Source organism: Leifsonia sp. Y862 (assembly GCF_057669585.1).
In genome coordinates this window covers 341935-365239 of the sequence record NZ_JBYHFR010000002.1, presented here as the reverse complement: position 1 = coordinate 365239, position 23305 = coordinate 341935, and the positions used below count along the sequence as shown (strand labels likewise).

General features: G+C 66.2%; 14 protein-coding genes. 2 read left to right on the top strand and 12 right to left on the bottom strand.

Annotated elements, in window-relative coordinates; genetic code table 11:
• Positions 1–4 precede the first annotated feature (4 nt).
• From AC25Z0_RS11835 to AC25Z0_RS11825, 3 genes are all read right to left on the bottom strand, one after another.
• Complete coding sequence (locus AC25Z0_RS11835; protein ID WP_488133325.1) at positions 5–3895, bottom strand: SCO7613 C-terminal domain-containing membrane protein; 3891 nt, start codon at positions 3893–3895, stop codon at positions 5–7.
• Positions 3896–4033: 138 nt separating this feature from the next.
• Positions 4034–7093, bottom strand: coding sequence for an alpha-mannosidase (locus AC25Z0_RS11830; RefSeq protein WP_488133324.1), 3060 nt, complete (start codon positions 7091–7093; stop codon positions 4034–4036).
• Between the two features lie 169 nt (positions 7094–7262).
• The gene (locus AC25Z0_RS11825; RefSeq protein WP_488119854.1) at positions 7263–8762 is read right to left on the bottom strand and encodes an MFS transporter; all 1500 of its coding nucleotides are present in this window, start codon (positions 8760–8762) and stop codon (positions 7263–7265) included.
• 55 nt (positions 8763–8817) lie between these two features.
• Here AC25Z0_RS11825 and AC25Z0_RS11820 point away from each other — a divergent pair, with 55 nt between their 5' ends.
• Positions 8818–9384, top strand: coding sequence for a TetR/AcrR family transcriptional regulator (locus AC25Z0_RS11820; RefSeq protein ID WP_488133323.1), 567 nt, complete (start codon positions 8818–8820; stop codon positions 9382–9384).
• 37 nt (positions 9385–9421) lie between these two features.
• Here AC25Z0_RS11820 and AC25Z0_RS11815 read toward each other — a convergent pair whose 3' ends face one another.
• Positions 9422–11269 carry a phosphoenolpyruvate carboxykinase (GTP) gene (locus AC25Z0_RS11815; protein WP_488133322.1) on the bottom strand — a complete coding sequence of 616 codons (1848 nt, stop codon included), beginning with the start codon at positions 11267–11269 and terminating at the stop codon, positions 9422–9424.
• A 131-nt stretch (positions 11270–11400) separates the two neighbouring features.
• On the opposite strand from AC25Z0_RS11815, the gene AC25Z0_RS11810 reads away from it, so the two are divergent.
• The gene (locus AC25Z0_RS11810; protein WP_488133321.1) at positions 11401–12843 is read left to right on the top strand and encodes a helix-turn-helix domain-containing protein; all 1443 of its coding nucleotides are present in this window, start codon (positions 11401–11403) and stop codon (positions 12841–12843) included.
• 28 nt (positions 12844–12871) lie between these two features.
• Here AC25Z0_RS11810 and AC25Z0_RS11805 read toward each other — a convergent pair whose 3' ends face one another.
• From AC25Z0_RS11805 to AC25Z0_RS11770, 8 genes are all read right to left on the bottom strand, one after another.
• Positions 12872–13639, bottom strand: coding sequence for a 3-hydroxyacyl-CoA dehydrogenase (locus AC25Z0_RS11805; RefSeq protein ID WP_488133320.1), 768 nt, complete (start codon positions 13637–13639; stop codon positions 12872–12874).
• A 1-nt stretch (position 13640) separates the two neighbouring features.
• On the bottom strand, positions 13641–14822 hold the full coding sequence (locus AC25Z0_RS11800; protein ID WP_488119849.1) for a thiolase family protein: 1182 nt from the start codon (positions 14820–14822) through the stop codon (positions 13641–13643).
• Positions 14823–14891: 69 nt separating this feature from the next.
• Positions 14892–19292: an FtsK/SpoIIIE domain-containing protein gene (locus AC25Z0_RS11795; RefSeq protein ID WP_488133319.1), complete on the bottom strand. Its 4401-nt coding sequence runs from the start codon at positions 19290–19292 to the stop codon at positions 14892–14894.
• Positions 19289–20170 (bottom strand): hypothetical protein, encoded by an 882-nt coding sequence (locus AC25Z0_RS11790; protein WP_488119847.1) that lies wholly within the window; start codon positions 20168–20170, stop codon positions 19289–19291. The genes AC25Z0_RS11795 and AC25Z0_RS11790 overlap by 4 nt, the downstream gene beginning before the upstream one ends.
• Before the next feature lie 26 nt (positions 20171–20196).
• A complete protein-coding gene (locus AC25Z0_RS11785) occupies positions 20197–20874 on the bottom strand; it encodes a hypothetical protein (RefSeq protein WP_488119846.1) in 678 nt (225 codons plus the stop codon).
• A complete protein-coding gene (locus AC25Z0_RS11780; RefSeq protein ID WP_488119845.1) occupies positions 20871–21476 on the bottom strand; it encodes a hypothetical protein in 606 nt (201 codons plus the stop codon). Before AC25Z0_RS11780 ends, AC25Z0_RS11785 begins: the two co-directional genes overlap by 4 nt.
• Positions 21473–22939 carry a hypothetical protein gene (locus AC25Z0_RS11775; protein WP_488119844.1) on the bottom strand — a complete coding sequence of 489 codons (1467 nt, stop codon included), beginning with the start codon at positions 22937–22939 and terminating at the stop codon, positions 21473–21475. The genes AC25Z0_RS11780 and AC25Z0_RS11775 overlap by 4 nt, the downstream gene beginning before the upstream one ends.
• Positions 22940–22988: 49 nt before the next feature.
• On the bottom strand, positions 22989–23279 hold the full coding sequence (locus tag AC25Z0_RS11770; RefSeq protein WP_488133318.1) for a hypothetical protein: 291 nt from the start codon (positions 23277–23279) through the stop codon (positions 22989–22991).
• Positions 23280–23305: the final 26 nt, after the last annotated feature.

Below are 23305 nucleotides of genomic sequence, written 5' to 3'. Positions count from 1 at the left end.
CGGACTAGCCGAGGTCTCGCATCCTGGCGGTGAAGCCGCCACCGTCCGCACCCTTTCGCTCGGACGTGATGGCGATCACCAGCAGCACGGCCCCGGCGGCGGCCAGCGTTATCCACCACAGCAATGGGTTGATCGTCTGGCCGATCTGAACCGTGAAGACCACGACGATCTCGATCGGCAGCACCGCGAGTCCCAGCACGAATGGCGCGGCGAGGCGCTGCACAGACCCGATCAGGATCGCCGCCAGCGCGAGGCTCATCACGAGAATGGCGCGCCAGGTTTGCGGGTCGGTTCCGGTGGCAAGCACCGATGGCAGGAACGTCACGATGATCCCTGGGGCAAGCACCCGCCAGGATCCGACGAAGCCATTCGGCCAGGTCGTCCAACTGGCGCGGGCAACGTTGGCGGCGAGCTCCGCCGCTGCGGGCTGCGGGCGCATGGCAATGATGCCGGCACCCAGCAGGGCAAGGCCAAGCGGGAGCGAGAACGCTTCCACCCGCAGTTCCCGCTCACTCCAGCCAGCGACGGCCGTGCACCAGGCCAGCGCGAAGATGAACCATGCCGGCGGCAGGGTGCTCACCCCGGTGCGGGCGCGGGCCACCACAACGAGCATGAATCCGAGCAGCCCCAGCGTGAGCAGCATGAGCGTTGCAATCGAGAACGCATCAAGACGGATGGCCGTGATCGGTCCAACCACCAGGAAAGCCATGGCCGCTGCGTATCGCCAGCGGGACGGCGCAGCGCCTGGTGCACCAGCCGCTGCGCCAGACGCTGCACTCAGCGCACTCGGCGTAGGCGTACTCACCGCAGCACTGTCGCCCAGCAGATAACCGGCAGCGCCGGCCAGCATCGCCGCGATCGCACTGACAACCAGCACCTGCACCATGAGCAACGCCGGGGTGTCGAGGGCGAGTCCGTCGATGCTCCACCCCCAGCGCATCGCCTGGACTGCACCGGCCCCCGCCGCAACGATTGCTGCGACGAGTGTCGGCCGACGCAGGGAACGCAGCCGATCGGGGTTGTCTCCGAGCGGCGTCCGCACGGCGACTGCCGCCAGAACGATGAGGGCAATGGCCGCGCCGAGCAGTCCGTATGTACGCCACGGAATGATCCCCGCCGCACCAGAGCCGCCGACGGCGAGCACGACCACGCTCGGCACCACGGCCACGGCCAGGCCGGTGGCGAACAGGGCGATGCCGGCCCTGCCACGCGCAACGGTGATCGCACCGACGATCACGGCGGTCAGGGCAGGGGGCAGCAGGTACGGTTCAAGGACATCCACACCCTGGATCGCCCAGACGCACCACAGCGCGCCCGTCCAACTCACTGCGGCCGCCCACCAGGAGTGGCGACGGTGCGTGCTGAACGCGGTGGCCGCAGCTCCTGCCCCGAGGATGACGAGCACCAGGAACGTGGTCTGCAGGCCAGCAGCCGTGCGTACCAGAGCGAGGATCACGGTGAGCGCCGCCGTCACGAGAGCTGAGATCTCGATCCAGGAGCGGGAGACATCCGCTTCGACAGCGGAGATGCCACGTCGGCGGAGCGACTCGGCGATGAGCCCGGCCGCCGGGAATGTGCAGGCGACGATCGCGGCGATGACGGGCAGCACGATCGGCGAGCCACTCGAGGCGAAGACCTGCGCGCCGAGACACACGACGACGACCGACAGTGACGGTACAAGCAGCGATGCCGCCGCGGCCCGCAGCACCAGCGTCATGCCGGGGCGACGCGTCACCATCAGGGTGAGGGCGAGGGCGAATGCGAGGCCGGTGGAAAGGGCCGTCCAGCCGCTTCGCACCAACAGCACAGCGACAACGCCCATGACGAACGGCACGGCCGAGACGAGCAGCGTGGCATACCAGCTCCGCGGCGACAGCCAGCCGGTGAGGGTGACGCCGAGTGCGACGAGCAGCGCGATGGCCGTGGTGAGGCAGAGCACAGCTATGGTCTCCACCTGGGCGAGGCTGAGCGCCGTGGCGATGATGATGAGCGCGTAGGCGTAGCCAACCCCCACATAGTTCGGGTTGCGGCTGGCCGGCATGGTCAGCGACACCACGCCGAGCACGAGTACGGCTGCGGCGCCCACCCACACGATGGTGTCCTGCTGGAGCCAGCCGATCAGGGCGGCGAGCACCAGCAGCGCGTGCGCACCGACGATGAGCGGCCGTCGCAGCGAGGGATCAGCCGCGTTGAGTGCAGGGACGAGAACGAGCGCGAGGCTCAGGCCGGTGGCCAGCACGAAACCGGTGACGGACTGGGCCGCCCCATCGAACCCGCTCCATCCCGTCACGGTGAGCAGGGTCAGCATCGCCAGCCACAGTGCGCGCGTGCGGGCTCGACGACCAACGGATGACACGACATCCGTCGACTCGACCGCCGCCCGTCGCAGCGCCCACGACTCGGCCAACGACACCGCGGCAAGTGCGCCGAGCCCGAGGATGACGGCCAGGCCGACGGTGGGTGACAGGGTGGGGAGAGTCGAGTTTCGGCCAGGCCAGCCGAGGCCCATGATGCTCGCAGTCACGGGTTCGATCGGCGAGAAGAGCTGCTGGGCGGCCAGGATGAGCGTCGGGACGGCACTGGCGACCGCGATGGTTCGCGCACCGTTCAGGAGTGCGGTGCGATTGGCTGTCACCGGTCGGCGGAGCGCGGCACCGATCACCACGGCCACCCCGGTCGCCAGCGGCACGATGGCGAAATACCACGATGGCTCTGTGAGGTCGGCGGCGAATGGCAGGATGCCGATGGCCGCCGCGGCGAAGGCGCCAGCCAGGAAACTCCAGAACCTGGCGAGGCCATTCCAACTGCCGATCATGGCCACCGCGGCCAGCACGGCCAGCATCGCTGCACTGCCGATGACCTGTCCTGGTCCGTCGACAGGCACCCCGAACTGCACGAGCAGCAACTGGATGATGGCAATCGTCACGGCGCCGACCTGCAGGACGGTCGCCGTTACCCGCTCGGCGCCGAGGACGGAGCCGAATCTGGATTCGAGCACGCGCAGCATCCGCTGCACCCCAAGCACCACGATCGCAACCGCGAGGCTGCCGAGCAAGAGTGACCACAGGGTGCCGCCGGCTGCACCGAAGAAGCCAGGCGTCAGAGCAATGCCGACCACCGCAACCCAGAGCCAGGTGCGGATCTGTGTCCTGGCGCCGAGGAGCAGGAAGAGAGCTGATGCGAGGAGCGTGCCGATTCCCGCGAAAACGTACCCGCTGACACCAGCGGGGGAAGCCTGCGCGAACGCCCAGACGTCGAGGGCGGCAAAGACTGCGGCAAGCGCACCGACGGACTCAGCGGAGAACTGCAGGCCGCGGCGGGCGAACAGCCACGCGCCGGCGATGAACGCGACGGTGATCACCGCGATGATCGTTGTTCGCGTGCCGAAGCTCGTGAGGTCGGGGTTGAGGAACGTGAAGACGAGGGCGGCCACCGCCAGCAGGCCGGCTCCGGCAACGGCGAGCACCGACTGCACACTGATCTGCGAGCCGGAAGCGTTCACCGGGCTCGTCACTGATGCGACGGCGGGTGTCGATCCCGCTGCGGGTGCGGGTGCGGCAGCGAGGGCTAGTGCACCAACTGGCATTGTGGGCACCGCGGATGCCGAAACGACGGTCGCCGCTGGAACGCGATACTCAGCGGATGCTCCATACGCAGCGGGTCGTACCGTCGGCAACCGGGCGACCAGCGCCTGGCGAACGGCAATGGCCTCTGCGACTCGTTTCGACGCGTTGCCCAGCTCAGCCCCGAGCGCCCCCGTCACGTCAGCACCGCATTCGCGGCACGATCCCGCGCGGCCAAGCGTCCCACTGCAGCGGGGACAGAATCGCCAGTCGACGATTCGCCTGGCACCCTCTTCCCAGTTCATGTCCGCGCTCGTCGTCGTTTTCCCCATGCGCGCAGTCTAGGTGTGACGCAGCCGCGTTTGCCCGTTCTGAACAGCATTTTTGTTCATCAGCGCAAAGCGCGTGACCCAGCCTCTTAAGCCAGGTATCCGTCGGTGAGGATCCGGCTACAAGCTACGCGCTGGGAGCTAGGAACGCAGGTAGCGGAGCGTCACCAGCTGGAACGGCCGCAGCTCCACGCCTGTCGCAGCGCCCTCCTGTTTGAGCGACGCTCGCGTCTCGGCGAGCGGGCGCTCGAGCAGGTCGGTTTCGACGACATCCGTTGCCTCGAACGAGCGGATGACGCGCGCCCGCGACCGGGACCCGTGCGCCTCGTACAGCCGCACGATCACGTCGCCGCTCTGGTCTTCGGCAAGCTTGACGCTCTCGATGACCACGGCGGGGTTGTCCACGGAGAGGAGCGGCGCCAGCGCTGTCGTCGCTACGCCGCTGACTGTGCGGAGGGGAACGTTCAGCCGATAGCCTTCGGCAATCGCCTCCGGAATGCCGGCGCCCACCCGCAGCGACACAGCGAGGTGGTGCCAGCCCTGGTCGGATTCCGGATCGGGGTAGAGCGGGGCACGCAGCAGCGACAGCCGCACGGTCGTCGTGGTGCGCCCCGCGGCATCCGCCCCTCTCTCGATGTCGTGACCGTAGGTGGAGTCGTTGGCGACGGCAATGCCGTAGCCGGGCTCGCCAACGTGCACCCAGCGGTGGGCGACGGTTTCGAACCGCGCAGCGTCCCATGATGTGTTTCGGTGTGTCGGCCGGTATACATGCCCGAACTGGATCTCCGACGCCGCCCGGTCGGCATGCACATCGAGCGGGAACGCCAGCTTCAGCAGCTTCTGGCGCTCGTGCCAGTCGATGCTGAGCGCTATGTCGATCGTCGGAGAACCCGGCTCAAGCGTGACCGTTTCGATGATGAGAGACGATCCAACCATCCGAACGATGCGAACGCCGGCACGAGCATGACCTCGGGCCCCGCCGTCTGGATCGGGCAGCGGGGCAATCTCGACACTGACGGCGGTCGTCAGGTCTGTCACGGTATTCCGGTAGTTCGCGTCAAGATCCCAGGCGTCCCACTGCGCCGGGGTGTCGCGGTGCAGCTGCAGCAGGTTCGCCCGCGAGCCAGCCGGAATCACCTCGCGATCGGCAACGAGGTCGCGTACCGAGGTGAAGAGCCCGTCAGTGTCGATGGTGACCGCGACCTGTGCGTTGGCCAGCACGAACCCTGCCGCTGAGCGAATCACCGTGGCGGCACCAGAAACGGATGCCGCCTCATGGCCCCCAAGCGCCGGCACACCCTCGAGAGCGAACGGCCCCGCATTCACCTCCACCGTCTGGTCCCCCTCGCCCGCCAGCGCACGCACAGCCGTCTCGATCACACCCGTCAGCGACTGCGCAACCAACGCATAGTTGCGTTCAGCTTCGCGGTGTACCCACGCGATCGCCGACCCCGGCAGGATGTCGTGGAATTGCTGCAGCAGCACCGTGTGCCAGGCCGTCTCCAGCTCGGCATAGGGGTACTCAGCGCCGACGCGAACGGCTGCCGTGGTTGCCCACAGCTCCGCTTCCCGCAACAGCCGCTCGCTCTGCCGGTTCCCCTGCTTGGTGCGCGCCTGCGAGGTATAGGTGCCGCGGTGGAATTCCAGGTACAGCTCCCCCGCCCAGACCGGCGGCAACTCGTACTCCGCCTCTGCCGCCTCGAAGAAGCGGCGCGGGCTCGAGAGCTCAACCGTTGGCGACCCTTCCAGAGACGCAGTCCGGCGGGCGGATGCGATCATCTCAGCAGTCGGCCCGCCACCGCCGTCTCCCCACCCGAACGGAATCAGCGAGGTGTTCGCCCTGCCCTTCTCCGCGTAGAGCCGTTCTGCCCTGGCCAGCTCGACAGCAGACAGCTGGGAGTTGTAGTCGGCGACTGGGGGGAAGTGGGTGAAGATGCGGCTGCCGTCGATTCCCTCCCAGCGGAAGGTGTGGTGCGGGAACACATTCGTGTCATTCCAGGAGATCTTCTGCGTGAGGAACCAGCGGGAGCCAGACGCCAGCGCAATCTGCGGCAATGCGGCGGAGTAACCGAACGAGTCCGGCAGCCAGACCTCCAGCGGTTCGACGCCGAATTCCTCGATGAAGAACCGTTTCCCAGCCACAAACTGTCGCACCAGCGATTCGCCGCTGGGCAGGTTTGTGTCCGATTCCACCCACATGCCGCCAACCGGCACGAAATTCCCGGCGGCAACGGCCAGGCGTACCCGCTCGAACAGCTCGGGGTAGAACTGCTTCAGCCAGGCATACTGCTGGGCGGATGACGCGGCGAACACGAAGTCAGGGTTGTCGTCGATCAGGCTGAGCACGTTCGAGAATGTGCGTGCCACCTTGCGGACCGTCTCCCGCACCGGCCAGAGCCAGGCACTGTCGATGTGGGCATGCCCGACGGCGTGCAGGTGGTGGGCGCTGGCGTTCGCCGGCTTGGACAGCACGTCAGTGAGGGCCAGGCGACCGGATGCTGCGGTGCCAGACACATCGTCGGGGTCGACCGCGTCGAGACAGCGCTCAAGTGCCCGCAGAATGTCAGCGCGTCGTGGCAGCGTCACCGGCAACTCTCGCATCAACCCGTTCAGAGCCCAGATGTCCTGGACGAGTTCCCACACCGGGAGGTCCCTGAGCGCGGCATCCGCTTGCCTGAGCGTGTAGATGGGCGCACTGCCGGCCGTTGCCTTGTCGCCGAGGAGCGTGGGAGCGAACGTCCAGTCGCCGGCGAGGTCAGGGTTGCTCGCGGCCTCGATGTAGAGGTCGATGGCGTCGCCCGGGCACCCGGCAACGGGCACGCGCCGACTCCGCGATTCGACAGCCTTCAGGATCTGGCCGTCTGGCGCATAGGCGGTGCCTTCGACCTGGAAACCGGGCGCTACCCCGTTGAATCCCAGGTCGACGACGACCTCGAGCACGCTGGCGTTGTCGCTCCCCCAGCCCTCAGGGACAACTCCGGTGAGGTGAAACCACGTCGTCCCCCACGGTGCGCCCCAGCTGCTCCCCGCCTCGAATGGGACGAACTGCTGCCGAACCGCCTCTGCGAATGGCACCGGTTCGTCTGGCACGTCCCACGCCTCGATCGACAGTGGTGAGACTGCGCGGTAGATCGCCGGCTGCAGTCGCTCCCGCACGAATCGGTCGATGCGCAGCTGTAACTGTTCGCTGTCGTCATGCATTCGCCATCACCCCCTGGCCCAGGCCGCCATGCCGCCATGCCTTTGGAATGCTGCCGGTGGCATGGGCAGCCTATGCCGGTACGGGATGAGTGGCATGGGGTGGGGCATACAAACGCAGAAGCCCCACGAGTCATCGACTCGCGGGGCTTCCGTCAGGCTGGCTGGGGCATTAGCCCATGTGCACGACGCCAGAGGTATTCATCAGGTCGCTCTTGTTCGGGCGAATGAGGAAGAACGCGATCGGAGCAGCGAGCAGCATGAGCCCGCCGGCCCAGATGAACGCGGTCGAGTATCCGCTGACGAGCGCCTCAAGGTGCACGGTCGACGACGCGGGGTTGCTCGACAGGTATGCCGAGATCGCGGCGGTGTACAGCGCGGTGAAGAGCGCGGTACCGATCGAGCCGCCGATCTGCTGGGTTGCGGTGACCGCGGCGCTGGCGACGCCAGCGTCGTGCTCATCGATTCCCGACAGGGCAACGTTCTGCAGCGGCACGAAGACGCAGGCCAGGCCGATTCCGAGCAGGATGAGGCCAGGCAGCACCTGCAGGACATAGTTGCCCTCCATCGTGATGAATGACATCCAGCCGAGGCCGATGGCCGCGATGATGGGGCCGACGGTCAGCAGCGGGCGCACGCCGATGCTGGGCAACAGCTTCGACAGGAACGGCACGCACGCCATGATCGAAATCGTCATGGGCAGCGAGGCGAATCCGGACTGCAGCGGCGTGTAGCCGAGCACGATCTGGAAGTAGAAGATCAGGAACAGCAGGCCACCGAGCAGCGCAGAGCCCGTGAGCATCGAGACCAGGAATGCACCACCGCGCACCTTGTTCGCAATGACGCGAAGCGGGAGCAGCGGGTTCGATACCTTCGACTCGACGAGCACAAAGACGGCGAGCAGCACGACGCCGAGCGCGAGGAAGCCGATCGTCTCAAGACGTCCCCAGCCGTTCTCCGCCTGCGCGAAACCGTAGACGAGCGACGCGAGACCGGCGACGACGAGGATTGCACCTGGCAGGTCGTAGCGGGTGTTGCCGTGTGCGCGGCTTTCCCTGATCAGTGGGATTCCACCAATGATCGCGATGAGTGCGATCGGTACGTTGACGAGCAGGCACCAGTTCCAGCTGGCGTACTGCGTGAGCACGCCACCGAGGAGGAGGCCGATGGCCGCGCCACCACCACCGATCGCGCCGAAGACAGCGAACGCCTTGATGCGGTCTTTTCCGCCGGGGAACGTGATCGTGAGGATGGCCAGTGCCGCAGGGGCGAGCAGTGCCGCGAATGCACCCTGCAGGCCGCGGGCCAGCAAGAGCATTTCGGTGGACACCGCGAAGCCACCGATGGCGGACGCGACGGCGAAGCCGATCATGCCGACCATGAAGGAGCGCTTGCGGCCCCAGTAGTCAGCGATGCGGCCACCGAGCAGCAGCAGAGAACCGAACGCGAGCGCGTAGATCGTGACGACCCACGTGCGGTCGCCGTCAGTCATGCCGAGATCAAGCTGGGCATCGGGGAGCGCGATGTTCACGATGGTGCCATCGAGAATAACCATCAGCTGGCCGAGCGCCAGAATAGCGAGCAGCCACCAGCGTCTGGGATGTGCGGAGTGGTCGACCGGCGCGTTGGGCTGGTCTGAGGATGATGAAACGGTTGAGGTTTCGGAAGACATCTAAGCGGTGGGATCCTTTTCAAACGAACTGGTTAGTTGGGTTATGATTATAGCCATGAGAAGCGACGGACAAGCGACACGGGAACGAATTCTCATCGCAGCGCGCGCAGAGTTCGCGGCGTACGGGCTTGCAGGTGCCCGCGTCGATCGCATCGCGGCAGCAGCGAACGCCAGTAAGGAACGCCTCTACGCATACTTCGGCGACAAGGTCGCCCTCTTCGGCGCCGTCGTCGATCTGAACCTCGCCGACGTGAACGCAGCCGTGCCTCTCGACGCGTCAGACTTGCCGGGATTCGTCGGCCGCGTTTACGATCACTCCACCGAGCACCCTGAGCATCTCCGGATGCTCGACTGGGCACGCCTCGAAGGCCAGCGCCTGCCAGGCCACCAGTCTCCCTGGCGAAGCCCGGCAGAGAATGCCTCGATCAGCGAGGCGCAGCGCGCCGGAAGCATTGACCCCAGCTGGGACCCACAGGAGCTCCTGACCGTGCTCCTGTCGATAGCCACGGCGTGGGCGTTCTCCCCCGCAGCGTTCAACCACACCGGGGAGAAGCCATCTCCGGAGCTCTCCACCCGCAGACGCGCAACGGCCGTCGAAGCGGCGCGCAAGCTACTCAGCTGACCCACCACGTCGACGGCCGTGACGCCATCCCTGTGCGCTAGTCCTTCAGGTGGTACCGGAGGCTCGCCAGCTCAGCGTTCATGGCTGCGGGAACCCGGTCGCCGAACTGCGCGAAGTACTCCTCTGTGAGGTCGCATTCGGCTCGCCACGACGCGTTGTCGATGCGGAAAAGCTGATCGATGGCATCCGTTGTGAGGTCAAGCCCGTCGAGGTTGAGGCCGTCCTCGCCTGGCAGCACACCGATCGGGGTGTCGACGGTGTTGGCTGTGCCTTCCAGTCGACGCACAATCCACTCGATGACGCGCGAGTTCTCGCCGAATCCCGGCCACAGGAAGCTGCCGTCGTCACCCTTGCGGAACCAATTGACCTGGAAGATGGCCGGGGCGTTGATGCCGAGTTCCTTGCCGACGCGCAACCAGTGCGACCAGTAGTCGGCCATGTTGTAGCCGCAGAAAGGCAGCATTGCGAACGGGTCGCGGCGCAGCTCGCCGACGGTGCCTTCCGCCGCCGCCGTCTTCTCAGATGAGATGGTGGCGCCCATGAACACGCCATGCTTCCAGCTGCGAGCCTGGGCGACCAGCGGCACGTTCGTTGCCCGTCGCCCACCGAAGAGGATGGCGTCGATCGGCACGCCGCCGAGCGCCTCCCAGTCGTCAGCGATGGACGGGCACTGCGCGGCCGATACGGTGAATCGCGAGTTCGGGTGCGCGGCCGGGCGCCCTGATGCTGGCGTCCAGTCGTTGCCCTCCCAATCGATCAGGTGCGCGGGCGCCGTTTCGGTCAGACCCTCCCACCACACGTCACCGTCGTCGCGCAGCGCCACGTTCGTGAAGATCGTGTTGCCCCACAGCGTGTTGACCGCTGTGGCATTGGTGAGCTCCCCGGTTCCGGGAGCCACACCGAAGAAGCCGGCCTCTGGATTGATGGCCCAGAGCCGTCCGTCCTCACCCTGCCGCAGCCAGGCGATGTCGTCGCCGATCGTCTCGACCCTCCAGCCGGGGATGGTCGGGCGCAGCATGGAGAGATTCGTCTTGCCGCAGGCCGACGGGAACGCGGCAGCGAGGTGGTACGCACGCCCCTCGGGGGAAATCACCTTGACGAGGAGCATGTGCTCGGCGAGCCACCCCTCGTCGCGGGCCATGACGGATGCGATCCGCAGCGCGAAGCACTTCTTGGCCAGCAGCGCGTTGCCGCCGTAGCCGGAGCCGAACGACCAGACTTCGCGGGTCTCAGGGAACTGCACGATGTACTTCTCGTCGTTGCACGGCCACGACACATCACTGCGCCTGGCACCGTTCGATTCGATGAGCGGGTAGCCGACGCTGTGCACGGTCCGCACCCAGCTCTCGCTGGCCTCGATCATGTCGACGACGGTATCCCCCATGCGCGTCATGATCCCCATGTTGAGGACCACGTACGGCGAATCGGTGATCTCGACGCCGAGCTGCGAGATCGGGCCGCCGAGCGGTCCCATCGAGAACGGCACCACGTACATCGTGCGGCCGCGCATGCTGCCCTCGAAGAGGCCGTTCAGCGTGCTGCGCATCTCGTCGGGGTCTGCCCAGTTGTTCGTGGGGCCGGCGTCGTCTGGATCGGAGGAGCAGATGAAGGTGCGGTCTTCCACCCTGGCAACGTCTCGCGGGTCTGACCGCGCGAGGAAGCTGTTCGGACGCCACTCCGGGTTCAACCGGATGAGTGTGCCCTCTGCCACCAGCTGCTTGGTGAGGAGGTCAGCTTCACGCAGTGTTCCGTCGCACCAGACGATCTCTGCCGGCTGGGTCAGTCGGGCAATGCCATCCACCCACGCCTGCAGGGCGGGATCTGTGGTGGAAGTCCGACGCTGGGCTGTGGTGCTGCGTTGTACGGAGAATTCCGTCATGGTCATGATCTGGCCTTCCTGGTGTGCCCACCCGGTGTGGTGAAAACTCGTGATCTGCATCCAGAATGCGGCAGAAATTACGCCAGGAACCAGAAAATACCCGTTAAGAATTGGGTTTCTTTCACTATTCTTAAGAAATGGGACCTCCTGCATCCGATCTGGTGACACTGGGACATCGCATCCGTCACTACCGCGGCGAGCGCGGACTGACCCTCGACCAACTCGGCGAGCGCGTCGGCCTGGCCGGCAGCCAGCTCTCCCTCATCGAGAACGGCCGGAAAGAACCACGACTCGGGGCACTCGCGGATATCGCGGCGGCGCTCGGTGTCACGGTCACCGACCTTCTGAGTTCGGAGGCACCAAACACGAGGGCTGCGCTGGAGATCGAGTTGGCGCGCGCCCAGGGCAATGCGCTCTACGCCTCGCTCGGGCTGCCGACCGTCAAGGTCACCAAGGGCATGCCCCTTCCAGCTCTCGAGTCGCTGGTTGGCCTGCATCGCGAGCTGTCACGTCGCGCCAGCGAGGCGATTGCGACCCCAGAGGAGGCCAGGAGAGCCAACACAGAGCTGCGCGACCTGATGCGGGTGCGCAACAACTACATGCCAGACATCGAGGAACTCGCCGAAGAACGCGTGCGGGCCTCTGGCCACACCTCTGGCGCCCTCACCCACCGCGAGGTGAGCGTCATGGCCGAGCAGCTCGGTTTCTCGCTGCTCTACGTGAACGACCTGCCGAGCTCCACCCGGTCGGTGACCGACCTCGCCAATGGCCGCATCTACCTGCCGCCGGCATCGATCCCCGGCGGCCACGGCCTCCGCTCCATGGCCCTCCAGGCCATGGCGCACCGGCTGCTCGGCCATGAGCGACCGTCGAGTTACGCCGAGTTCCTGTGGCAGCGGCTGGAGATCAACTACTTCGCGGCAGCCTGCCTGGTGCCAAGGGATGCCGCGCTCAGGTTCCTCACGACGGCCAAGAACGAGCGGGAGCTGGCCGTCGAAGACTTCAGGGATGCCTTCGGCGTCACCCATGAGGCCGCGGCCCTCCGCCTGACCAACCTGGCGACATCCCACCTCGACATGACATTGCACTTCCTGCGGGTCAACGGAGACGGTGCCCTGCAGAAGGGGTACGAGAACGATTCCCTGCCGCTGCCCGTTGATGTGACCGGGTCGATCGAAGGCCAGTTCGTCTGCAAGCAGTGGAGCGCGCGCAGCGCGTTCACGCACAACAACCGCACCACCGAGTTCTACCAGTACACCGACACCCCGGCCGGCACCTTCTGGTGCGCCACCCAGACGGGGTCGACGAAGGACGGCGAATTCTCGATCAGTGTCGGCGTGCCGTTCACGGAAGCCAAGTGGTTCAGAGGTCGAGAGACCACCCAGCGCGCCGTATCCCGCTGCCCGGATGAGTCGTGCTGCCGCCGGCCAGTCTCGTCTGTCGCCTCCCGCTGGGCAGGCAAGGCCTGGCCGAGTGCGCGCCTGCACGCCCATGTGCTCTCGCCGCTGCCCTCTGGAACGTTCCCGGGCGTCGACGACGGTGAGGTCTACGACTTCCTGGAGGCTCACGCCGCCGAATAGCTGGACAGTTTCCTGCAGGGGGCGGCGGCTACTTCGGCTGCATCCTGATCGCGCCATCGAGCCGGATCGTCTCGCCGTTCAGCATCGGGTTCTCGATGATGTGGCGCACCAGTGAGGCGAACTCCGCTGGGTCACCCAGCCGTGACGGGTGCGGCACCTGCGCACCCAACGACATCCGGGCGTCCTCCGTCAGCGCACGCAGCATGGGTGTGTCGAACAGCCCCGGTGCGATTGTCATCACACGGATGAGGGTGGACGCGAACTCCCTGGCCAGCGGCAGGGTCATCGCCGCGACGCCGCCCTTCGACGCTGAGTACGCAGCCTGGCCGATCTGACCGTCGAACGCAGCCACCGATGCGGTGTTCACGATCACGCCGCGCTCGGCCGTCGCGCCCACCGACTCCGTGGCCTGCATGGCAGCGGCCGCCAAACGGATGACGTTGAACGTGCCGATGAGGTTCACGCCGATCACCCGCTCGAAATCGTCAAGTGCTTGCGGGCCTTCTCGCCCAACGGTGCGCGCCGCTGTGGCGATACCGGCACAGTTGACGACGATGCGGAGCGGGCCACGCGCCCTGGCCGCCTCAACGGCGATGTGCACATCCCCGGCCTTGGTGACGTCGCCGGCGATGAACTCTGCCCGTTCGCCGAGCGCCGTCACGATCTCTTCGCCCGGCGCCCCTGGCAGATCGAACAACACAACGTTCGCCCCAGCGTCGTGCAGGGCAGTGGTCGTGGCCAGACCGAGGCCGGAAGCCGCCCCGGTGACCAGCGCAACGCATCCGTGAATCTGCATGTCACAGCCTCTCAATGATCGTGGCGTTGGCCATGCCGCCGCCCTCGCACATGGTTTGCAAACCGTAACGCCCGCCAGATGCCTCGAGTTCGTTGACGAGAGTGGCAAGCAGTCGCGTTCCGGAGGAGCCGAGGGCATGGCCGAGGGCAATCGCCCCGCCCCGTGGGTTCAGCTTCGCGGGGTCGGCAGCCAGCTCGCGTTCCCAGATCAGCGGCACGGAGGCGAAGGCCTCGTTCACCTCGTAGACATCCAGGTCATCGATCGTGAGTCCGGCCCTCTGGAGGATGCGGTGGGTCACCGGGATGACGCCGGTCAGCATGAGCAGCGGGTCGCTGCCCGTGACGGCGAAGCTGTGAAATCGGGCGCGGGGACGGAGGCCGAGCTGCTCTGCACGCTTCGCGCTCATGATGAGGGCAGCGGATGCGCCGTCGGTGAGCGGCGATGAATTGCCGGCGGTGATCTGCCAGTCGATCTCGGGGAAGCGTGCGGCGAGTTCCTCTGTGCGGAAGGCCGGTGTGAGGGCGGCAAGGGCGGCGGCGCTCGTGCCAGGCCTGATCGACTCGTCGGCGCCCACCCGGCCATGGGGGGTGATGATGCTGACCAGCTCGTGGTGGAAGTCGCCGCGAGCCGCGGCATCCGCTGCCCGTTGGTGTGAGCGCGCCGCGTAGTCGTCGAGTTCGTCGCGTCCGAGGTCCCAGCGCACGTTGATGAGCTCGGCCGACACGCCCTGCGAGACCAGGCCGTCAGGGTAGCGTTCGTGCATCATCTGGCCGAATGGATGCTGCCCAGCCACCGACGAGCCCAGCGGCACGCGGCTCATCGACTCGACGCCGCAGGCGATCACCACGTCGTAACTCCCGGCGATCACACCCTGCGCCGCGAACGTTGCGGCCTGCTGGCTCGACCCGCACTGCCTGTCGATGGTCACGGCAGGAATGTACTCTGGGAAGCCCGCAGAGAGCACGGCCGTGCGGGTGATGTTGTTGCTCTGCTCCCCCACCTGGCTCACGCACCCGCCGATCACGTCATCGACGAGAGCGGGGTCGAGCCCGTTCCGGCTGACCAGTTCCCCCAGCACCGCCGCGAGCAGGTCGGCCGGATGCACGCCAGAGAGCGCGCCTCCCGGCTTTCCCCGGCCAGAAGGCGTGCGAACCACATCGACGATGACAGCATCGTTGCTCATGCGCACAGCCTAGAGTGGCAGGCGACGCCGGTCGAGAGCCTGCGACTCATGACCGCTCAAGAATGCGGATCAGCTGGCGCCGCGTAGAGGCGCGAGTGCGTCGTTGATGGTGCCGATCGTGCCAAGCACGGGTACCTGCAGCGTGATCAACTCGCCAGACCCGAGGTGAACGAGTGCGCGCCCTGGACTGATCTTGGACGAGATCATGGAGCGTGCGACCCGTGCGCCGAGCAGGTCGCCGTCCACAGTGCTTTGCGGGGAGAGCAGTGCGCCGCGCCGGTTCTTCTTGAGGTCGACCTGCCAGCCGGCGAATCCCGCGCAGATCTCCGCGGCGTTGCCGCCCAGGATGAGGCCACGCCGACAGTCGCCGGCCGAGCGGATGTACGCCCGCAACCAGGTCTTTGCCGGGGCATCCATCAGCATCTCACCGTCGTCCACGATGAAAACGACGGGTGTGCCGTCAGGGTCGAGCAGCGGCGCGAGGTCGCCTTCGGTGAGTTCGGTGTGGGTCAGTACCGCGCGAACACCCGGCGCCCCTGCGAGGTCACGAAGCGGGCTGGCGCGAGGACAGGCGATCACCAGTTCTGTGCCGGTCCGGAGCAGGGAGTGAGCCATCACCGCCAGGAGCGTGCTGCGCCCCGACCGAGCCGGACCCGCAACGACGAACGTTGGGGCGTCGCGTTCGAGATTGATTCCGTGGGCAACCAGCTGGTCGCCGCCTACCCCAAGCATCGCCCACATCGGGGTGTGCTCGTCTCCGTCGATCGCGAACTCGAATGCCTGGTCGATGTCGAGTGTCGATGGCAGGTCATCGACGCGGAACGGGCGCTGCGCGGGGCCGGCGAGCTCCTCCCGCACGGTGAGCTCTGCGCCAAGCGTGCGCACTTCCTCGCTCTGCGCCTGCCCGGCCGGGTCGAGACCGAGCATCGCCACCTGCACCTCGATACCGCTCCCGGCACGGAACCCCCGGCCGGCGACGACCTCAAGCGGAATGGTCTTGTGGTTGAGGTCAGCGAGGCTGTAGTCGAGGCGGTCGGTGAGGCGAAGGATGAGCTTGTCGTCGCACAGCACTGCCATGCGGCTGGTCAACAGCGTTCTGTCTCCCGCGATAACGAGGTGCACGCCCGCGCTCGCTCCGTCGCGCAGCAGCGACTGGATGGCCTCGGTCAGTCGGCCATTGTCCAGCTCGCCGAGAGTGCTGGCGAAGTTGTCCCAGCGGTCGATGAAGAGCAGGATGTGCGGCAATGCGTCTGCGCCGCTCGCGCGCTGTTCGGCGATGTTCGCGAAATTACCGGCGCCGAGCAACTCGTGCCGCCGCAGCATTTCCGCACAGAGGCGATCGATCAGCCGGGCAGAGCGCTCCGATTGGCTGCGCTGGGTGATCGCGCCGCAGTGCGGCAGGGCAGCGAGCGAGGCCAGCGCCCCATTGCCGCAATCGATCCCGTAGAGGTGCAGGTCGGCGACCGTGTTCGACGTGGCGGCGCTTGCTGCGATGGTGCGCAGCGCCTGCGAGCGCCCGGAGCCGGGGGCGCCCACGATGTACAGGTGCCCAAAGCGGTCGAGGTCGATGGCCGCGCTCTGCTGCGCCTGGCGCGCGGGAATATCTTCGAGTCCCCAGGCGAATCCCGCAGCAGTACCCGACGTGAGGGAGGCCAGCGACAGCGATTCGACGAGAGGAGGGAGCCATGGGCTGTGCTGGCGGGGAATGCCGAGAATCGCGCTCGCCGCCTTCAGCGAATCTACGAGTAGTGAGAGATCGGTTGTGGCAGCGGATGTCGTCGCAGGCCGGGGCGGCACGGGTGCCGGTAGCGAGAATTGCGACCAGGTGAGTGGCTGCACGAATGTCGGCCGCAGCGGTGCCTCATCGGTGGTGACTTCGCTGGTTCCCCCCACGCGAGCGGTCTGGAATGGAACGATCGACGCATGGCCCAGCCGCGCATAGGCGCGACCTGGTATCGCCTTGCTGATGCGCGCAGCATCCGGGATATCGATGACGTCAGAGCTCTCGCCTGCATCCGTCATGCGCAGCGCGATGCGCAGGTTGGTGTTTGCCCTGATCTCAGGAGAGATGACGCCGGACGGTCGTTGCGTTGCCATCACGAGGTGCACGCCAAGCGAGCGGCCGCGCTGGGCGATGCCGATGAGTCCGGCAACGAAGTCGGGCAGCTCCTTCGCCATCGCTGCGAACTCGTCAATCACGATCGCCAGCCTCGGCAGGCTTTCGCCGGAGCCCCCACGGGCACGATGCAGCTGGTAGTCCTCGAGGTCTTTCGCACCCGCGAGGGCGAGCAGGTGCTCGCGGCGCACGAGTTCGGCGCGCAGCGAGCCCAGTGCCCGCTGCACGAGATGGGAATCCAGGTCGGTGACCATTCCAACGGTGTGCGGCAGGTCGACGCACCCGCTGAATGCTGCGCCGCCCTTGTAGTCAACGAGCACGAATGTCATCTCGTCTGGGCGGTTTGCGACTGCGAGCGAGGCAACGAGGGTCTGCAGGAACTCCGACTTGCCAGCGCCTGTCGTGCCGGCGACGAGTCCGTGCGGTCCGTCGCGCACGAGGTCAATCGCGAATGGGCCGTCGAGAGAGACGCCGATCACGGCTCGTGTTGAACGGCCGTCCAGATGCCAGCGGGACACGATCGACTCGCCCGTCGGTTCTGGCAGGTCGAGCACGTCGAGCAGCCGGGCGGCGTGCGGGAGCAGGCCGTCTGCGTCGGACAGGCTCACGTCGCGAATCGGGGCAAGCCTGCGCCCAACCTCATTGAACCAGCGTGGGTGGATCACATCGGGGTCGACGGGTTCGATGTCGTCGGCATTCTGTCGTTTGACGACCATCTCGCCGCCATCGCCGTGCACGACGACGGCCGTGCACTCCTCAGGTAGCTGTCGCTCCTCGTCATCGAGGCAGACGATGTGCACACCGACATCGGCCCCGTGCGTGAGCAGGGTGACGACGCCGGGCATGGCGCGCAGCCTGCGGGCTCCGTCGAGCACCACGAGCACCTCCGGCGAGAACCGGGTCTGGCGTGTCGCCCCCGTCGTGGTCAATTCGATACGCTCTGTCACGAGCTGCCCGAGTTCGGCGACGCGTCGACCCAGGGTCTCGGAGTCCGTGGCGGTGAGCGAGAGTGCATCTTGGCCGAGGCCAGGCCGCGAGTGGGGCAGCCAGTTCACCCAGTCCCAGGCGTCCCCGGCATCGGGCGCGCTCAGAACGTAGACCTGCAGGTCGCGCGGGCTCTGCAGCACCGCGAGCTGGCCGACCAACCAGCGGCAGGTGTGGCGTGCGCTCGCGCCGTGACCTGCGATGCCGATGACGCCGCTCTCGGCGAGTGACAGCGTCACTGGCACGCGACGCGTCGTGCCGGTGTAGTGGCGGCGATGCTCAGGCATTGCCTGATCTTCGAGCTCGACAGCGCTCGGTAGGTCGGCAGTGCCGAACCGCACGAGCAGATGATCGGGGTCTGTAGCGCGTCGCTCCCACAGTCGTCGTGTGGGGACCGCCGCTACGAGCAGTAATTCCGCGGCATCCGGTGCCCCCGTTCGACGACGATGCTGCTCGGCCTCCACGGCCAGTTCGATGCTGTGATCGATGTCGGCAATGTTCGCTTTCCATGTACGCATGAGCCGACGGTGGCTCTGCTTGCCGTTGCGTCGAGATGACAGGGTGGAGCCGATCATCATGACGGGAGACATCAGCGCGAAAAGCAGGTAGAACGGCTGCTTGAGCAAGACGGCCATCGCGACACCCATCACCGCGGGGATCATCGCGGTGATCCATGGCATCGAATTGCGAGTGGGAGCCGCTGGTGGTGCTGGGCGACGGAACATTGCGGCGGGAACCGGCGGAAGCAGTCGCGGTGGCCGGTTGAAGTCCAGCCAACCCCCGTCGGTCGACGAAACGAGATCGGCGTCGCTCAGGGCGATCGGATGTACTTCGACCACAGAACTCCCGATACGCAATTGGGCGTGCGGTGACCACGCTTCGCTGGTCTCTGCGAGAGTCTTCCCCTCAAGCACGAGACCCTTCTGCCCGCTCCCGGCGCGCACCGTAACGCAGCCGTCGCTGTCGAGCATGGCGTATCCCAGCGCCTCGCCCAGGTCTGGCCCGAACACAGCGCTCTCGTCGGTGGCGAGGCAGATCGCCGTTTCACCGATAGTGAGCCCGTGCACGCGGCCCGTGTCTGGGCCGCCCACGTAGCGAAGCTCGACGATGCCGAGCAGGGGCCGCTCGGGCTGAGGAGGCGCGCCAATGTGCAACACCGCACCATCCCTCAGCCCGCTGGTGCCGAACGTGCGCGGTGTCACGCCGTTCGACTCGAGCGGGGCGACAGCCCTGTGGCCGAGTTGCGCGTGGATCGCGCGCACGACGTCGGTCAGCGGCGTAGCTGCCTCTGCATCGACCAGCACAGTGGTGTCGACGGCGGCATCCATAGCGTCGCTGCCAACGTCTCGCACGGTGATGATCGCCCTCACGAGGGGATCCCGGCCCTGGTGGGCATTTCGGTCGTGACTGGCAGTGCGGATTCCGGGTCCCAGCGCGCAGCGGGCAGGAAGTCGCTCGTGACCCACCCATTGGCATGGGCGGTGAAGCGCCACCGGGCGTCACGAACCGCGCTGACGACGACAACGGGCCAGCGACACTCGTGGGATTCGAGAGCACGCACGAGTTGCGCGGTCGTGGCGTCGTTCGGCAGGTGGGCGACGAATGTGAGACCAACAGCGCCGGACGCAACGGTGTCGGCAAGGTTCTGCACGGCTGTGGTCCTTGTTGGGTGAGGTTCGGCGTTGGTGTCGAGACCCACCAGCTCCGCATCAGTGGTTCCCCACGGACGGGTAGCGGCTTCGGCAATCCAGCGTGCAGCGATGCGGCGGCGGGAGACCTGGTCGCCCTCGATGCTGACGAGCCCGCGTGCCTGGGTGAGGTCGATGAAGACGCGGCCGGCCTGGCCGACCCCGAGCGTTACGATCCCGGTGAAGGGGTTCATCGTTGTCGGAGTCAACGGCGCCGCCTGCAGCGCGAGGAGGTCGGCGGTCCAGACCAGACCGGTAGCGCTGGTGCGCCACGGCGCAGGTGGGTGCGACGCGGGCGAAGCGAGGTGCACGGCGATCGAGTTCTCCTGCAGCATGACCATCACCACTCCAGGCACATGCCGCTGTTCGCTGTGGCACGCCGCAACGAGTGCCTTCAATGCGTGGTCAACGATCCACGAGGCGTGGCTGTCGGAGAGCACCTGGTGCGCGCTCAAACTCTCGGTGAAACGACGGTGTCGACGCCAGTGTATTGCAGTCGGCACCGCGAGGGCTGCGGCGGCGAGGAAGACCAGAATGCTGGCGGCGATGGCGATGGTCATGGGTCTCTTCGATTAGTGAAACAGGGCTAGCGGGAATGAATCTGGGCCAGTCGCTCCTCGAGGTCGCTGTGGTCGACACCCGGCACGTCTGTCCAGCGGAAGCTCAGCATCAGCGCGTCGAAGAGAGCAACAAGTGCGTCGGAGAGAGCGGCAACCGGATGCTCACCAGAGGCCGCCGAGAACGACAGCACCACCCAGCGCCCCTCCCGATGCGGCACGCTGATCGTGTATACGATCTGCCGTGTGATCATCGCCGGCCAGCCGTCGCGCGGATCGACGCGCACGATTGAGCTATCAGTGCGCGCAGCGTGTGCACCATCGATCGTGTGGAGGGTGGCGTCGTCGCTGCCGGCGAGGATATCGGCCAGCACCGCGCCAGGGTCACCAATTCCGTCGTCATCGATCTCCGACTCTACAAACGAGGCCGGCACGTTAACGCCGTTGACCGGACGCACCGGCACGTAGACCGCGCTTGCACCCGCCTCGCGTGCCTCGACAACCATGCCGGTGATGCTCCTGCGCAGTTCATGGCGCCATGGTTCGGCTGTGTCGCGTGGCAAAGAATCCGGGAACGCTTCTGCCACTATCTCGTCAATCATCGATCGCAGCACCGACTGTTCTCCCACGCCGGCCGGCAGCCGCATCCAGCCCGGAGGCAGGGCGATGAGAAAGGATGCCTGAGGTGCGGTGATCGTTGGGGTCATGCTTCTGGTCCGATCGTCACGTGAGCGAGTAATTCTTCGAGCAGCGGGGAGAATTGCGGAACGAGTTCTAGTTGGGAGGTGCGCCACGTGAGCACGACGACAACATCGCCGGTCTGACGTGCGCACGCAATTGTTGCCCAGATCGCGCCGTCATCGTCGAGGTCGAGTCGCGTGACGCGGATACCGTCGCCATCCGTAATGTCATCGACTGTCGGCCTGTCGATAGGCAGTCCGCCACTGGCCCCAGCAGCCTCACTCAGGTCGAGGGGCTCGTGTCCTGCGGCGGCGACGCTCACGATGACCGGCAGCGGCCAATGGCCGATCAACCCAAGGCCCACGACGAGCACCTCGTCGTAGCTCAGCGCTGCAGAGAACTCGAGCAGTGTGTCCAGGGTCGCGTTGTGGTCAATCGGGCCCGGTGGTGGCCCGTCGGCAATCACCTCGGATTCAGCTTCGGATTCGGACTCCGCGAGCAGTTCGAAAAGGGTGATCACATCGGCCCGCCACTCCACGATGTCGCGTGGCGCGGCCGGTATTGTCATCCATTCGTGTGGCTCGATGTCGAGCGACCAATTGACTGGTGGCGTTGCTGACGGGATCATGCTTTGGGAGTCGTCAGGTCGGTCTTGCCCGCGTAATACTCGGGGAACAGCGACGACCGGTCCGTGTCGGTGCCGAACCCGGTGGGATTCACCGTCCACTTCATGACGTTGGCCCCGAACGACCCCACCACCCGACCGGCGTTGGCGTAGTACCACCACGGAATCGCTTTCGGAACTATGCCGAACTCGGTGTGCATGGCGAGCTGAAGTTTCTTCAGATCGCCCACGCGATCGGTGGAGAAGAACCTGTCGAAGCGATATTTGCCGCCGAACTCGCGCACCTTCGCAATATCGTTTGGTCCCCAACCCTTGGTGGCGACGTTCCACCACTGCGGCTTGATCGCCGCCTTCGATCCGATTTGGGTGGCGTGCCCCACCCCGATGTCTCTGGTGATGGTCCGTAGCCGCTGGTCGATCGCGCCGATCCGCTTTATAGCCGCTGACACAGGTATGCGTCCAGCCAGGCCGTCTGCCCAGATCTTCTGACGCTTCGCTGCCGCACCGGCAGACTTCAGGCCGACCTTGACGGCGACCTTACCGCCCGCACCTACCGCGCCTTTCGCCGCGCCGGCGGTGCCCCGCGCAATCGCCGCAACGTGGGCCGTTTGCACGATCCGTGCGACGACAACGCCAACGCCGATCAAGACGACACCGACCACCGCGATGATGAAGTCGAGCCAGGAGCCCTCACCCATCGCGGCAAGCGCGCCAGTACCAATAACAGAGGCAACGGCGACGATTGCACCGGCAAGGGCGGCAGCGCCCAGCCCTGGGATGAAGAACGCCAGCACCGCGAGCGCGACGCCGATCCACATGAGCACCTTCACGAAGATTTTGAGGAATTTGAGGAAGCCCTCTCGAAGTTTGTACTGCCAGGTGTCGACAAGGCCGTCGTTCCACGCACCCCGAATCGTGTTCGACGCAGCCTTCCCCGCGCCGTTCAGCGCAGCGAGGGTCTCCTCCATGCGACGACGCGCCTGCCCGCTGGCATCGGCGGCCGCGGACAGTGCCGTCGTGCGCGCGTGGATCTGGGCGTTCTCTTCTGTGGTGAGCGCAGGAGCGTCAGCAGCCCGCTGCGCACTGGGGTCTGGCATCCCTGTGGCGCTTCCTGCCGCCCCGGCTGCGGCCTCGGCCTCGGCCAGTGCGCGCGCGGATTCTGTGCGGGCACTGTCAAGTGCCGGGCTGTAGCTGGCGAGAGCGCGAGACACGGCGTCGTAACGACCAGAGGTTTTGGTGAGCGAGGCGGCGACATCTGCGCTGCGGGAGCGAATGGCGTCGGCGGATTGGCCCTTGAGCTCTGTTGTGTCGCCAGAGCCGATGCGTTGCAATACTGCCGCCTCGCTTGCGATTGTCTCCGCGATCTTCGCGTAGTACGTAACCAGGAGGTGCAGTTCGTCTGGGTCTCCCGCGACAGGGTCTGCAGGGTGATCCAGCAGTTGCCAGTTTCCGGAACGAGCGGGCATGGTGGGTCCTTTCAGGACGTTCTGGACTGTCGGAAACGAACGGGAATCGTCATTCTGTTTCGGTGGAGAGACCGTCAGCTATCGACTGTTCCGTCGCACGCCACGCTTCGCTCATGTCGTGGATTTTCTTCTGCAGGTCGTTGACGGCCGTCGAGATCTTGCCGCGGTGGATCTTCCAATTGCTGACGAACTCGCCCATTGCCGCGGTCACATCTCGCTGGCCCCAGACATCGGCATCTTCCTTAACCCGGTCGCCTGCTGTGTTGAACTCGTGCGCGATCTCAACGAGCTTGGCCGATGACTCTTCGAGAACTGCTGACGTGACAATGAGGTCTGGCATGCTGCAAGGAGTCCAATCGTGAGGTG

Excerpts from the sequence above, each read along its gene's own strand:
- AC25Z0_RS11825 (WP_488119854.1), bottom strand. The coding sequence starts at position 8,762 with ATGTCTTCCGAAACCTCAACCGTTTCATCATCCTCAGACCAGCCCAAC.
- AC25Z0_RS11785 (WP_488119846.1), bottom strand. The coding sequence starts at position 20,874 with ATGACCCCAACGATCACCGCACCTCAGGCATCCTTTCTCATCGCCCTG.
- AC25Z0_RS11790 (WP_488119847.1), bottom strand. The coding sequence starts at position 20,170 with ATGACCATCGCCATCGCCGCCAGCATTCTGGTCTTCCTCGCCGCCGCA.
- AC25Z0_RS11810 (WP_488133321.1), top strand. The coding sequence starts at position 11,401 with ATGGGACCTCCTGCATCCGATCTGGTGACACTGGGACATCGCATCCGT.
- AC25Z0_RS11835 (WP_488133325.1), bottom strand. The coding sequence starts at position 3,895 with ATGGGGAAAACGACGACGAGCGCGGACATGAACTGGGAAGAGGGTGCC.
- AC25Z0_RS11780 (WP_488119845.1), bottom strand. The coding sequence starts at position 21,476 with ATGATCCCGTCAGCAACGCCACCAGTCAATTGGTCGCTCGACATCGAG.
- AC25Z0_RS11775 (WP_488119844.1), bottom strand. The coding sequence starts at position 22,939 with ATGCCCGCTCGTTCCGGAAACTGGCAACTGCTGGATCACCCTGCAGAC.
- AC25Z0_RS11830 (WP_488133324.1), bottom strand. The coding sequence starts at position 7,093 with ATGCATGACGACAGCGAACAGTTACAGCTGCGCATCGACCGATTCGTG.
- AC25Z0_RS11820 (WP_488133323.1), top strand. The coding sequence starts at position 8,818 with ATGAGAAGCGACGGACAAGCGACACGGGAACGAATTCTCATCGCAGCG.
- AC25Z0_RS11770 (WP_488133318.1), bottom strand. The coding sequence starts at position 23,279 with ATGCCAGACCTCATTGTCACGTCAGCAGTTCTCGAAGAGTCATCGGCC.
- AC25Z0_RS11815 (WP_488133322.1), bottom strand. The coding sequence starts at position 11,269 with ATGACCATGACGGAATTCTCCGTACAACGCAGCACCACAGCCCAGCGT.
- AC25Z0_RS11800 (WP_488119849.1), bottom strand. The coding sequence starts at position 14,822 with ATGAGCAACGATGCTGTCATCGTCGATGTGGTTCGCACGCCTTCTGGC.
- AC25Z0_RS11805 (WP_488133320.1), bottom strand. The coding sequence starts at position 13,639 with ATGCAGATTCACGGATGCGTTGCGCTGGTCACCGGGGCGGCTTCCGGC.